A 13,597-nucleotide genomic window follows, 5' to 3' on the forward strand; every position below is an offset into this window, starting at 1 on the left:
AATTGCTCGGATTTCCCGGTCACCGCGCCCCCAGGGTGAGGACGCGGTCTTCTCCGGCGACGAGGTCGAGCGGTCGGGTGCCGGAGGAAGTCCGCAGGTCGATGCGGGCGGTGCGGCTCGGTCTGAGGGTGACCGTGGCGTGCTGCGGATCCCAGCTGAGGTGGACCTCCGCGCCGAACCGGGTGCGCACGCCCCGGAGTTCGCCGCGCGGGCACGCCTCCGGGACGGCGGGCAGCAGGACGAGCCGGTCCGGGGTGGACTGGACGAGCATCTCGATCAGCACGCCGGGCAGGGTGTGCGCGGCGTCCGCGTTGTAGACGTCCCGGTGCGGGTAGTGGGCACTCATCAGGGAGGTGTGGAAGTAGTCGCCCTCCAGGACCTGGCGCAGGGCGTGGGCGGCGCGGGGGCCGTCGCCGAGCCGGGAGGCGACGAGGGCGTGGTGGAGATGGCCGTGGGCCGAGTGGTTCTCTGCGCCGCGCAGTTCGAGGGCGCGGTGGGCGGCGGCGGCCAGGTCGGGGGTGTCGTGGGGGTTGATCTCGTCCAGGGGCCAGACGCCGTAGAGGTGGCTGAGGTGGCGGTGGTCGTAGGTGTCGTCCAGTCCGGGCCAGGCCCATTCGGCGAGGGCGCCGTCCTTGTTGGTCCGGTGCGGCGCCAGCCGGTCCGCCAACGCCCGCCATTTCGTGGCCTGTTCGGGGTGGTAGCGAGCGGCGGTGAGCAGGGCGTGCCGGGCGGCGGAGAGGTCCATGGCGGCGTTGACGGCGCCCCAGCTGCCGTTCGCGGGTCGGTTCTCGGGCGAGTAGGAGGGGACGACGACGAGCCGGCCCTCGGCGTCGGTGCGGGTGAGGAAGTCCTCGTAGAAGAGGGCCGCCTCGGCGAGCGCGGCGGCGGTGCGCGGGTCACGGGTGCCGTGGATCTCGTCGTGGTCGACGAGCGGTTTGAGCAGCCAGTCCGCTCCGGCCGTCCACAGGTGCAGGGGGTATGAGCGGCTGAAGTGGTACGTCAGCCCGGACTCGCCGTCGGTGTGCGAGGGCGCGACGGCGCCCCGGGTGCCGAAGATCGCGCGGGCGTTGGTCCGCCAGTCGGGCAGCTGCCGGGCGACGAGGGCGGCCAGCGCCTCGGTGACCTCGGGGAGGGCGGCGGCGGGCGCGGAGGCGGTCTGCAGGTTGAGGTTGGCGTTGGTGGTGAAGGCGCCGGACCAGGCGGTGTCCCAGTCACCGGTCCACAGTCCGGTGAGCCGGGGCGGGTTGAGGCCGCTGCTGGAGAGCAGGTGGTGGCGGCCGGCGGCGAAGAGCCGTTCCAGCAGGGCCGGGCTGTGCGGGCGTTTCAGCAGTTCGGAGCCGGGCAGCGCGCGCTCGGCCGGGTCGGCGCCGAGGTCCAGCGATACCCGCTCGTAGGCGATGCGGTGCCGGTGCAGATGGCGGGCGAGGAGGGTGTCGTAGGGCCGCTCGGTGCCGTCGGCGAGGGCCTGGAGCCGGCGGGTCTCGGCGATCACGTCGGCCTCGCCGGTGTGCCGGTGCACGCGGGTGAGCAGCAGGACCCGGTGGGCGCCGGTGACGCGGACGCCCGGCGGGGCGAGTTCGGTGCTGCCGCCGCACGCGGCGACGAGGGTCACGCCGGTGTAGGCGCGGTCGCTGCCGGGGTAGCGGGCGCGCAGGCTCAGCAGGGCGCCCTCGGGGGTGAGCAGCGCGCCGTGTCCGACCCGCAGCCCGGCCGGTGCGCCCGGCAGCCGGTGGTCCAGGTCGATGTCGAGGTCGGCCGCCGCGATCTCGTGCACGATCACGTCGTCCGCGCGGGAGACGAAGGCCCGGCTGCGCCAGTCGGCGCAGCGGGCCGTGATCTCTCCCGTGGTGAAGTCGACGGCCCGGTGGTAGCCGTGCCCGGGCCCGCTGCCGTCGGGCCTGCGCAGCCGTACCTGGAAGGCGGGGTGGAAGGGCTGCACCCACTGCAGGGGGCGGCCGTCGGTGAAGCCCTCGGCGGCGGTGCGGTCACCGGCGAGCAACCGGTCCTGGAGTGCGGGGAGTTCGGCGGCCAGGCGGGGTGGCCGGCCCCGTTCGCCACCGTTGGGCCGGACCAGGGTGTGATGGGTGACGATGACCCGGTCGTCGTCCGGATCCCCGAACGCGAGTACGCCGTGGTGGCCGTTCCCGGCCAGGAACGCATCCTCCCAGCGGACCGCCGGAGCCGGTTCCCAGGTGCCGTGGACCGGTCCGCCGCTCATGGCCGCAGCACCGCCACGCCGTAGCGGCCGAGGGTGAGCGAACCGGTGACGGTACCGCCGCCGAGCAGGTCGTGGTGGCTGCCCGGGACCTCGACGGTGACCGGCTCCCGCCCGTGGTTCAGCAGGAACAGCAGCTCGCCCCGGCGCACCGCCTCGACACCGGCGGGCAGCCCCTCCAGCACCGGCCGCACCCCGGCCCCGGCGGCGATCGAGGCGAGCAGCGCGCGCAGCGCCTCCGGCTCGGGCAGCGTGGAGAGGTACCAGGCGCGGCCCCGGCGCAGCACGGCGGGCAGCCCGTCCAGCTCACCGCCCTTGTACGGCACGACCTCCGCCGCCCCGGGCTCCGGCTCGATCTCCTCCGACCACAGCGTCCCGCGGAACCCCTCGCACTCGACGGTCTCCCCCGCCGCCAGCGGCCACCACTCGTGCAGCACGCGGATGCCGAACAGCTCGCGCAGCCGGGCGTCGATGCCGCCGGGCCTGATCCGGTCGTCCTCGTCGGCGACGCCGGTGAGGAAGCCGCAGACCAGGGTGCCGCCGCCGCGGACATAGCCGAGGAGGTTGTCGAGGGCGGTGTCGGTGAGCAGGTAGAGCTGGGGTGCGACGACGAGCCGGTACCCGGTCAGGTCGTCCTCCGGGCGGGCGAAGTCGCAGGTCAGATGAGCCTCCCAGAGCGCCCGGTGCCAGGCGGTGAGCACCTCCGGCAGCCCCACCTCCGTGGACAGCCGCCCTTCGTGCGCGCCGGCCCACCAGGAGTGCCAGTCGTGCAGGACCGCGATGCCGGAGTCGATCCGGCTCCCCGTCACATGGGCGCCGATGGCCGCGAGTTCGGCACCGAGCCGCCGTACCTCCTGATACGTACGGCCCTCCTCCCCCGCGTGGCTGAGCATCCCCGAGTGGAACTTCTCGGCGCCCTGCCGGGACTGGCGCCACTGGAAGTAGCAGACGGCGTCGGCGCCGCGGGCGACGGCCTGCAGGGACCAGAGCCGGCCCAGGCCGCGCGGCTTGGGATGGTTCACCCCGCGGAAGTTGACCGGTCCGGCCGCCTGCTCCATGAGCATCCAGGGGCCGCGGGCCTGCGAACGGGTCAGGTCCTGCACCAGAGCCCCGTGCTGCGCACCCAGCGGATCACGCGGATCGGGATACAGATCGACGGAGACGACGTCCTCCTCCCCCGCCCAGCGCCAGGCGTCCTGGCCGATCCACAGCGGCATGAAGTTGGTGGTCACCGGGATGTGCGGGGTGTGCCGGCGGACGATGTCGCGTTCGGCGGTGAAGCACTCGAGGAGCATGTCGGAGGTGAACCGCCGGAAGTCCAGCACCTGGGCGGGGTTCTTCAGATAGTGCGTGTGCCGCGCGGGCAGGACGCCGTCCCAGGTGTCGTACGCCTGGCTCCAGAAGGCTGTACCCCAGGCGGAGTTGAGGGCGTCGAGCGAGCCGTACTTCTCCCGCAGCCAGCGGCGGAAGGCGGCGGCCGCCTCGTCGCCGTGGTCGACGGTGCAGTACTCGTTGTTGATGTGCCACATCCTGAGGGCCGGGTGGGTGCCGTAGCGGGCAGCCAGGTCCTCGGTGATGGCGGCGGCGTAGCGCCGGTAGGTGGCGCTGGAGTGCGAGAAGTGCTGCCGGCCGCCCCACCACTCGGTCCGTCCGTCGGCGTCGCGGGGCAGCGTGTCCGGGTGCAGCCGGCCCATCCAGGGCGGCGGGGAGGCGGTCGGGGTGGCGAGCACGACCCCGATGCCGTTGTCGTCCATGAGGTCCATCAGCCGGTCCAGCCAGCCGAACTCCCGTGCTCCCGGCTCGGGTTCGAGTTTCGCCCAGGAGAACACGCCGAGCGTGACGGAGTTGACCGACGCCTCCTTCATCAGCCGGACGTCGTCCTGCCAGGTCTCCTCCGGCCACTGCTCGGGGTTGTAGTCGCCGCCGAAGAGGATGCGGCCCCGGCCGGCGTCGGCGAGGGCCGGTGTCATGCGGGCTCCCCGTACTGGATGCCGCGCCCGTTGGTGGCGAGGTACACGCGGCCGTGGATGCGCGGATCGCCGGTGACGGCCTGTCCGGTCCAGCCCCACTGGTGCGCGTCGTCGTTGATGCGGACCCACGTCCTGGCCCGGTCGTCGGAGCGGAGGACGGCGGTGACGGTGTCCGTGGCGCCGACGAGATAGATCGCCGGATAGTCGACGCCGGGCGCGGCCTTCCCGAACCCGAGGGTGTACGCGGCCCACGCGCTGCCGACCTTGCCGAAGCTCGCCCCGCCGTCGGTGGACCGGTACAGCCCGTTCCCCTTGGTGCTCAGCCACAGATCACCGCCGCGCCCCGGCGCCGCGACGAGCTGGAACTGGCTGTCGCCGGACGGCAGCCCGGTCGCGCGGGCGGCGAAGGTGCGGCCGCCGTCGGTGCTGGCGTGCAGCGTGCCCGTGGCGGTGTCGTACGCGTAGAAGACGGCGGGGTCGACCGGATCCGCGAGGGGCGTGGCGCCCTTCGGGGAGGTGGCCACCTGAGCCCAGGTCGTGCCGCCGTCCGTCGATCGGTGGGCAGGGTAGGTGGTGCCGTCGCCGTGCACGAAGGTCCACAGCAGCACACCGCCGTCGGCACTGACCGCGATCGGCCCCGGCGCGTCCCTGGCGAGAGCCGGCTGGCTCGGGAAGGGCGCCCAGGTCCGCCCGCCGTCGGCCGAGAAGGCCCCGTTGCCGTGGTCCCCCCATCCGGTGCGCACGACGTACGACGGTTTCGCCGCGGCCTGCGCGAGTCCGGTGGCGGTGCCGAAGACGGGGTCGGTGGCCATGCCGCGCGCCGGGGAGGCGGTGAGCCGCTCGTGGTACAGCACGCCGATGTCACCGTTCGCGCTGATCAGATGCGCCCCACCGGTGGGCGGCGAGATGAGCTGCCGGACGGAGGTCTCCTCGAGGCCGCGGATCCGGGGTGCCCAGGTCCGCAGATCGCGGGTGCCGTAGAGGGTGGCACCGGTGCCGTAGAGGATGTGCTCGGGGTCGTACGGATCGACGGCGACGGCCTGGATCCACCAGCCGAACTTGGGGTCGGCCTCACCCCACTTCAGGTAGGGCGTCTCGGAGACGTCGAGGACGGCGGTGTCCTTCAGCGAGACCCAGCTGCGGCCGCCGTCGGTGCTGCGGTACAGGGTGTCCACGGCGGACCAGCGGTTGTTGGTGGAGACGACGACGGTGCCGGGCCGGTGGGCGGCGACGGCGACTCCTCCGTACCCGAAGGTGTCGGTGCCGCCGGGGGCCGCCGGGGTGACGTCGGTCCAGGTGCCGGTGGTGATGTCCAGCTTGTGCACGCTGCCGTCGGTCTGGCCGTTGGGGCCCGGGGCGTTCGCGTACGTCACGTACAGCTCGTGGGCGTGTGGGTCGTACGCGGCGCGGATCGGCACCTTGGCGGCGGTGCCGGTGGGCTGTCCCGGTACGGGCTCCCAGGTGGTGCCGTCGGTGGTGCGGTAGAGGTTCGGGGTGGTGTCGCTCGCGTCGCCCCAGCCGGCGTAGAGGGCGCGGCCGGCGGCGACGAGGAGGGTGACGCCTTGGCCGGCGGGGGTGGGGGCGGCCGGGAAGCGGGTGTCCGTGGCCCAAGTGGCCCCTCTGTCGGTCGACTTGAGGAGTCCGTCGTGGCGGGTGCCGAGCCAGAGGGTGTCGCTGTCGCGTGGGTCGACGAGGAGGCGTTCGCCCGTGCCGCGGCCGTCTTCGTTGGCGCCGAGTTTCACGGTGAGGCCGGTGCGCTGCCAGGTGGCGCCCCGGTCTTCGGAGCGGAGGACGGCTCCGTCGCCGGCCCAGGACTGGGCGTACGTACCAAGGGCGAGATAGAGCCGGTCGGGGTGGTCCGGGTCGACGGCCAACGCCTCCACACCGAGGAGGTTCCAGTCGTCCCAGCCGAGATGGTCGGTGAGGGGGGTCCAGCGGGCGGTGTCCTCGTCCCAGCGGTAGGCGCCGCCGATGTCCGTGCGGGCGTAGGCGAGGCCGGGGGTGGTGGGGTGGAAGAGGACACCGGTGACGAAGCCGGTGCCGCCGATGACTGCGTTGCGCCATCTGTAGTGCTGGGTCGGCTGTGTGGCCGCGGTGGCCCTGGCGGGGAGGCTGAGGAGGGCCGCGGTGGCTGCGGTGGCGGTCAGGACGGTTCTGCGGGTGGGTGTGGGCATGGGGTACCTCGGTGGGCGTGGGTCTGGTGGATGGACCGGTGCTGATGCGGGCCGGGGGTGGGTTCGCTTGCCCGCGCCGGCGGGGTGCCTCCCCGGAGGGGGTTCCCCAGCACGGGTACGGCTGCTCGCGGCTGCGGGCCTCGCAGCCGACGGCAGGTGCAACTCCCTAGGGGCGCGGGGAGCCGCGCGACCAGCCACGACGGACCCGCGCCCCGCAGACGGCCGCAAGCTCAACGGCGAGGCCGGCGCAGCGAACCGTCACCCCTTCACCGCCCCCGTCAGCATCCCCTTCTTGAAATGCCGCTGCACGAACGGCGAAAGCACGGCGACCGGCAGCAACGCCATCACCATCACGGCCATCTGCACGGCCAGCCCCGACAGCTGCCCGGTCCTGATGGCCTGTCCCAAGCCCACCGGCGCCTGCTGCTTCTGCACCAGCTGGATCATGACGTTCTGCAGCGGCATCTTGTCCTGGTCGTTCAAATACAGCGACGCGTTGAACCAGGCGCTCCAATACCCGACGGCGTAGAACAGCGTGATGACCGCCAGCACCGCCCGCGACAACGGCATCACGATCTGCCACAGAATCCGGAAGTCCCCGGCCCCGTCGATCCGCGCGCTGTCGATGAGTTCCTGCGATATCCCCATGAAGAACCCGCGCAGGACAAGGATGTTGAACACGCTGATCGCACTCGGCAGGATCAGCGCCAGATAGCTGTCCGTCAGCCCGAGGGACTGCACGAGCAGATACGTCGGGATCAGACCGGCACTGAAGAACATGGTCGCCAGCAGGACCATCAGGATCCACCGGTGCCCCAGCGAACCGGTTCGCGAAAGCCCGTACGCGCACAGCACGGACACCGTCATCGAGAACAACGTGCCGACCAGGGTGATCAGCACGCTGATGACCGCGGCCCGGGTGACCTGCCCCCCGCTGAGCAGTTCCTTGTAGGCGATGAAGGTGATTCCCTTGGGCACCATCACCAGGCCGCCGGCCGCGTCGATGGTCTTGCGGGAGGACAGGCTGGTGACCACGACGATCCAGAGCGGGAAGAGGATCCCCAGGCAGGCGAGACCGAGGACGAGCCCCTTGCTCGCCAGGCCGACCTTGCTGGGTTCCTCCTCCCACGCCGGCCGGGGTGGGGCGGCCCACCGGCTCCGCTCGGCCGCGGGCTCACTCACGGGCTTGTCGATGACGGCGGTCACTTCTTGTACACCCCCTGCTCGCCCATGAGGTGGGCCACCTTGTTCGCGGCGAGCACCAGAGCGATGCTGATGACGCCCTTGATGAGGCCGGCGGCGGCCGCGTAGCCGAAGTCCTGGTTGCGGACGCCGTTCCACCACACGAAGGTGTCGAGGACCTCGCCCGCTCCGGGCCCGACGGCATCGCGCTGGAGCAGGATCTGCTCGAAGCCGACGGTCAGCGCGTCGCCCACGCGCAGCACCAGCAGCAGGGCGATCACCGGCCGCAGTGCCGGCAGGGTGACGTGCCACATCCGCCGCCAGCGCCCGGCACCGTCCATGGCGGCCGCCTCGTACAGGTCCGGCGGGACGGAGGCGAGCGCGGCGAGGAAGACGATGATCCCCCACCCGGCGTCCTTCCACACGCTCTGCGCGGTGACGAGGAACTTGAAGGTCGACGGGTCGGTCATGATGTCCAGTCCGTCGAAGCCGTGTTGCCTGAGCAGCTGCGACAACAGCCCGGCGCCGCCGAACAGTTGCTGGAAGACGGCGATGACCAGCACCCAGGAGAAGAAGTGCGGCAGGTAGAGGATCGCCTGGGAGAACGCCCGGACCCGGGGCCGGATCACGCTGTTGATGAGCAGCGCGAGCAGGATCGGGATCGGGAAGAAGAGCACGAGCTGGACGAAGAACAGCACCAGCGTGTTCTTCACGGCGTTCCAGAACGCCGAGTCGGCGAAGATCTGCTGGAAGTTCTCCAGGCCCACCCAGGGGCTGTGCAGGATCGCGACGACGCCGTTGTCGCTGATGTAGGGGTCGTAGTCCTGGAAGGCGACGACGTTGCCGAGGATCGGCAGGTAGTTGAAGACCAGGACCAGCACGAGGGCCGGCACGGTCATCATGATCAGGAGACGGTCGCGTCGGAACCTGAGCCGGAAGCTCAGCTTGCCCGACTCCTTCTTCTCTCTGGAGCCGGTGGCGCCACCGGACGCCACCGGGGTCTTCACCGGCGTGCTGGCCTCGGCGCTCCGAGGCACCGTGCTGTGGGACACGGCGGGTCTCCTTGCCTCGGTGCCGGGTCAGCTCGCCGCCGAGCCGTTGTCGTCGAGGAGCTTCTTGTACCAGTCGCGCAGCCGGTCCCCGCCCTTGCTCTTCCAGTCGGAGATGTACTGCTGCATGTCGCTGATCTTCTTGTGGCCGCGGACGATGTCGTCCTCCAGCTGCTCCATGTCATTGGTGAGGTTGGTGTAGCGGTTGGGTTCGACGACCTGCAGGCCCCAGAAGGACGACTTCTTGGTGAAGGAGCCCATCCGCTGCTGCCACTCGACCATGCCCTTGGTGTAGTCGGGGAAGTCGGGATGGGCGATGGTCGCGGCGGGGCTCGCGACCATGACATAGGCGTTGGCGACCTCGTTGTTGCCCTTGTCGGTCTTGACGGGCACACCGTTCTTCAGCGTGTAGTCGGTGCCCTCGACGCCGTAGTTGGTCATCATCCACTCCCTGGTGCCGTACGGCGCCGCGGTGGCGTTGGCGACGGCCAGCACATCGCGGATGACGGACTCGGAGGCCTTCTTGTTGACGAAGGCGAAGATGGAGGCCGGGTTCGCGGCCCACAGGACGGGGTTGCCGCCGTCGTGGCCCCACAGGTCCATGCCCCAGACCTTGAAGTCGGGGTTCTGGGCGGCCTGGATGGCCTGCTGTCCGTACCAGTTGGAGATGTCGTTGTTCCAGATCAGGAACTCGCCGGCGGCGAACGTGGGGCTGGGGTCGGTGGCCTGGCTCTTGCCCAGCTTGAAGTCGGGGTGGACGTACCCGGCGGCGAACAGCTTCCGCGTCCACTCCAGCGCCTCGAGGTACTCCGGGGTCTCCATGCGGTGGGTCATCTTGCCGTCGACCACGGTCCAGCTGAGCGACTTCTCACCGCCGCTGATCACGCCGAAGGTGTTGAACGCGGTCCACTTCATGTCGCCGCAGGCCCACCGCTTGGCCCTGGCGTTGGTGATCTCCTTGGCCAGGGCCATGAACTCGTCGGCGGACTTCGGGACTTCGTAGCCCTGCTTGTCGAAGATGTCCTGGCGGTAGAGCGGCACGATGTTCTGGACGTACGACGCGGGCATCGGCAGGCCCATCAGCTTGCCGCCGAAGATGGACCGCTGCCAGGCGTCGGTGGGGATCGCCGCGAGGTTCGGGTACTCCTTGACCTTGTCGCCGGACAGGTAGGGCCCGAGGTCGGTGAACTTGCCGATGATCGCGCTGGGTATCTTGGCGGTCATGTTCCAGCCCGGGATGACCACCGCGTCCGGGATGTCGCTGGAGGCGAGGACCGCGCCGAGCTTCTGGTCGTAGGTGTTGCCGTCCTGGTTCTGCCACTGGACGTCGACGCCGATCATGGCGTTCGCCGCCGTGTAGTAGGCGCAGTTCTGCTTGGGCGGGGAGCCCCAGAACGGCGACATGATGGTGACCTTGCCGCCCTTGCCGAGCTTCTTCGGAACCGAGGTCTTGAGGGTGTCGACGTCGAGCTTGCCGGTGAAGCCCATCGAGGAGCCGTTCTTGGACGGGATGTCCGGGGTCACCACGCTGCTGGCCACGTAGGCCGGGAGGATCTTCTTCGCGTTCTTGCCCGACGTGGTGCCCCCGCCCGACCCGCTGTCCGATCCCACGCAGGCGGCGAGCAACGGCATTCCCCCGGCCACCGCTGCGGTGGCGACCGCCGTGGAGGCGAGGAAACTTCTCCGGCTGGGCCCGGACGATGCGGAGGCGGCGTTCGGCGTCATTGCGTCAACCCTTCATGGCGCACCAGGACACCCGGCGGTGGCCGTCGGCTGCGGTGTCTCGAGTGGATCTGGCTGAGCGGAAATACGCTTCGACGAAGGCGGACGTCGAACGAAGTGAGGCGTCGAAGCGCTTCGATGTTGCTGCGAGGTTAAGTGAACACCTGGGGGCGCACAAGGGTCGCTTCCAAGATTCCCCGATTGCGCCGCGAGACCGGCCGGTGGTCCATACCCATGGGGAAGTCGGCGACAAACACGCCGACTTCAGGTCCGGCACCTTGACACTCCACCCTTGGCCCCATGAGCATCGAAGCGCTTCGAAAGCGTCTCGTCGCTCCATCCGCAGGGGGAACCACTCGTGACCGTTGACTCACCGTCCACGCCGCCCTTCCGTGATCCGCACCTGCCGTTCACGAAGCGCATCGACGACCTGCTGGCGCGGCTGACGCTGGACGAGAAGACCGCCTTCCTGCACCAGTTCGCGCCCGCCGTGGAGCGCCTGGGCATCGCCGCCTTCCGCACCGGCCAGGAGGCGCTGCACGGCGTCGCCTGGATGGGCCCGGCCACGGTGTTCCCGCAGGCCGTGGGGCTCGGCGCGACCTGGAACCCGGAGCTGGTGCGACGCGTCGGCGAGGCGGTGTCCAGGGAGGTGCGCGCGATGCGGGCCCGGGACGACCGGGTCGGCCTCAACGTCTGGTCGCCGACGGTCAACCTGCTCCGGCATCCGCTGTGGGGCCGTAACGAGGAGGGCTACTCGGAGGACCCGAAGCTGACCTCGGCGATCGCCACGGCGTACACCCGGGGCCTGCGCGGCGACCATCCGGTGTACTGGCGTACGGCGCCCGTCCTCAAGCACTGGCTGGCCCACAACAACGAGACGGACCGGGCCACGTCGAACGCCTCCGTCCGTCCGCGCGTGCTGCACGAGTACGATCTGCGCGCCTTCAAGGAGACCGTCGAGGCCGGTGCGGTGGCCGGGGTCATGCCCGCCTACAACCTGGTCAACGGCCGCCCCAACCACCTCTCCCCCTACCTGCGCTCGGAGCTGCGCACCTGGACCGACGAGGAGCTGCTGGTCTGCTCGGACGCGAGCGCGCCCTCCAACCTGGTGGACGCCGAGCACTACTTCGCCACCCACGAGGAGGCCACCGCCGCCGCCCTGCTGGCCGGCGTGGACAGCTTCACCGACCACGGCACGGACAGCGCGCAGATCGTCGGGCGGGTCGAAAAAGCCTACGAGAAGGGCCTGTTGACGGAGGCGGACATCGACACCGCCGTACGCCGTCAGCTCTCCGTCCGCTTCCGGCTCGGCGAGTTCGACCCGCACGACGACCCGCACGCCGGCACCGGCGCGTTCGACACCCCGGCGCACCGGGCGCTCGCCCGGGAGGCCGCCGAGCAGGCGATCGTGCTGCTGAAGAACGAGGAGGACCTGCTGCCGCTCGCGCCCGACAGCCGGATCGCGGTGGTCGGTCTGCTCGCCGACGAGTGCAAGCTCGACTGGTACAGCGGCAGCCTCATCCATCGCTCCACTCCCCTGGAAGGCCTGTACGAGCGGTTCGGCGCGGACCGGGTGGAGTTCGCGGAGGGCGTGGACCGCGTCCGGCTGCGCACCGCCGCCGGTGCCTTCCTGCGCGTGCCGGCCACGGACGCGCCGGACGAGGTGCGCGGCGCCGAGGGCGCCCTGGACCCGGCGCTGCTGCATGGCCGTACCGATCTGCCGCCGCTCGTCGCGGACTCCGTCGGCACCGAGTTGGCACTGGTGGACTGGGGCGAGGGCGTGCTGACCCTGCGCGCGCCGGACGGCCGCTGGCTCTCGGTCGCCGACGACGGCTATGTGCGCGCCGCCGCGGACCAGCCGGGCGGCTGGGTGGTCCAGGAGACGTTCCGCCTCGAACCGCACCGGGGCGGTCACCTCCTCACCCACCTGGGCACGGGTCGTCAGGTGCGGGTCGCCGCGGACGGCGTGAAGGTCGCCGAGGCCGGCGGCTCCGGGGACGTCTTCGAGGTGATCACGGTCGAGCGGGGCGAGGAGGCCGTGGCCCGGGCGGCCGCGCGGGCGGACGTCGTCGTGGTGGTCGCGGGCAACGACCCGCACATCAACGGCCGTGAGACCGAGGACCGTACGACCCTGGAGCTGCCCGGACACCAGCAGCGGCTGCTGCGCGCGGCCCGAGCCGCGAACCCGCGCACCGTGCTGGTCCTGACCTCGGCCTATCCGTACGCGGTGGACGTGGCACGGCTGCCGGCGGTGCTGTGGACGGCGCACGGCGGACAGGCGGCGGGCACCGCCCTGGCCCGCACCCTGGCCGGCGACGTCTCACCGGCCGGCCGTCTCCCGCAGACGTGGTACGCCTCCGACGCCGACCTGCCCGGCCTGCTCGACTACGACATCATCGGCGGCCGGCAGACCTACCTCTACTTCGAGGGCACACCGCTCTTCCCCTTCGGCCACGGCCTGTCGTACGCGTCCTTCGCCTACGCCGACCTCGAGGCCCGCGTCGAGGACGGCTCGGTGCACGTCTCGTGCGCGGTGACGAACACCGGGGACCGGGCGGCGGACGAGGTGGTGCAGCTCTACGGCCGGGCCGTGGACCCGTCGGTGCCCCGCCCGCGCCGTGAGCTCCTGGCCCACCGCCGGCTCTCCCTCGCCCCCGGCGAGACGGCCCGGGTCTCCTTCGACGTCCCGTCGGCCGCACTGGAGTTCTGGGACGTGGCCCAGGGCTGCCGACGGCTGGAGCAGGGCCCGTACGACCTGTTGCTCGGCGCGTCCAGCGAGGACGTCCGCCTGCGCACGACCGTGCACCTCGACGGCACGGCGCCGGCCCCGCGCCCCGTGCTGCGACGCGGCCTGGCGGCGGCCGACTTCGACGAGCAGTCCGGTGTCGCGATCGTGGACCGGACGAGGACGGCGGGCGACGCGGTGACACCCGCGCACGGCGGCACGGCGGAACTCGTCTACCGGGCCTGCGACTTCGGTACCGGGGTGGGCGAGGTGACGGCACAGGTGGCGGGCGAGGGCGTACTGGAGGTGTCCCTGGACGGCGGCCCCGTGCTGGCCGCGCTGAGCCCGGCCGGCCCCACCACCGACGTCTACGCCTACACCACCCTGGGCGCCGGCCTCGCCGCCGACGGCGTGCACGACGTCCACCTCAGGCTGCGCGGCCCGCTGCGGCTCGCGCACGTCGGCTTCTCCGGTTGAGGGTCCGGAGGAGACCGACGACGTGAAGGGGCCCGGCACCGGAAGGCAGCGGTGCCGGGCCCCTTCTGCATGGCGGCCGGCGC

The 13,597-nt window shown here is 71.5% G+C and carries 7 protein-coding genes; 1 reads left to right on the forward strand and 6 read right to left on the reverse strand.

Going from position 1 to position 13,597, the window contains the following annotated elements:
* Positions 1-19 precede the first annotated feature (19 nt).
* From SRB17_RS36540 to SRB17_RS36565, 6 genes are all read right to left on the reverse strand, one after another.
* The gene (locus SRB17_RS36540) at positions 20-2,218 is read right to left on the reverse strand and encodes a glycosyl hydrolase family 95 catalytic domain-containing protein (protein WP_153545139.1); all 2,199 of its coding nucleotides are present in this window, start codon (positions 2,216-2,218) and stop codon (positions 20-22) included.
* Positions 2,215-4,185: a beta-galactosidase gene (locus SRB17_RS36545; protein ID WP_153545141.1), complete on the reverse strand. Its 1,971-nt coding sequence runs from the start codon at positions 4,183-4,185 to the stop codon at positions 2,215-2,217. The genes SRB17_RS36540 and SRB17_RS36545 overlap by 4 nt, the downstream gene beginning before the upstream one ends.
* On the reverse strand, positions 4,182-6,359 hold the full coding sequence (locus SRB17_RS36550; protein WP_153545143.1) for a sialidase family protein: 2,178 nt from the start codon (positions 6,357-6,359) through the stop codon (positions 4,182-4,184). Before SRB17_RS36550 ends, SRB17_RS36545 begins: the two co-directional genes overlap by 4 nt.
* 258 nt (positions 6,360-6,617) lie before the next feature.
* On the reverse strand, positions 6,618-7,565 hold the full coding sequence (locus tag SRB17_RS36555; RefSeq protein ID WP_323376896.1) for a carbohydrate ABC transporter permease: 948 nt from the start codon (positions 7,563-7,565) through the stop codon (positions 6,618-6,620).
* Positions 7,562-8,593 (reverse strand): ABC transporter permease, encoded by a 1,032-nt coding sequence (locus tag SRB17_RS36560; RefSeq protein ID WP_323376898.1) that lies wholly within the window; start codon positions 8,591-8,593, stop codon positions 7,562-7,564. The genes SRB17_RS36555 and SRB17_RS36560 overlap by 4 nt, the downstream gene beginning before the upstream one ends.
* A gap of 27 nt (positions 8,594-8,620) precedes the next feature.
* Positions 8,621-10,315: an extracellular solute-binding protein gene (locus SRB17_RS36565; protein WP_153545145.1), complete on the reverse strand. Its 1,695-nt coding sequence runs from the start codon at positions 10,313-10,315 to the stop codon at positions 8,621-8,623.
* Positions 10,316-10,670: 355 nt separating this feature from the next.
* Between SRB17_RS36565 and SRB17_RS36570 the strand changes: the two genes are divergently transcribed.
* Positions 10,671-13,514 (forward strand): glycoside hydrolase family 3 C-terminal domain-containing protein, encoded by a 2,844-nt coding sequence (locus SRB17_RS36570; RefSeq protein WP_323376899.1) that lies wholly within the window; start codon positions 10,671-10,673, stop codon positions 13,512-13,514.
* Positions 13,515-13,597 lie beyond the last annotated feature (83 nt).

The organism is Streptomyces sp. RB17 (genome assembly GCF_009604455.1).
Lineage (GTDB): Bacteria > Actinomycetota > Actinomycetes > Streptomycetales > Streptomycetaceae > Streptomyces.

What these genes read in the sequence shown, in the direction of transcription:
- SRB17_RS36540 (WP_153545139.1), bottom strand. Translation starts at nt 2,218, where the DNA reads ATGAGCGGCGGACCGGTCCACGGCACCTGGGAACCGGCTCCGGCGGTC.
- SRB17_RS36545 (WP_153545141.1), bottom strand. Translation starts at nt 4,185, where the DNA reads ATGACACCGGCCCTCGCCGACGCCGGCCGGGGCCGCATCCTCTTCGGC.
- SRB17_RS36550 (WP_153545143.1), bottom strand. Translation starts at nt 6,359, where the DNA reads ATGCCCACACCCACCCGCAGAACCGTCCTGACCGCCACCGCAGCCACC.
- SRB17_RS36565 (WP_153545145.1), bottom strand. Translation starts at nt 10,315, where the DNA reads ATGACGCCGAACGCCGCCTCCGCATCGTCCGGGCCCAGCCGGAGAAGT.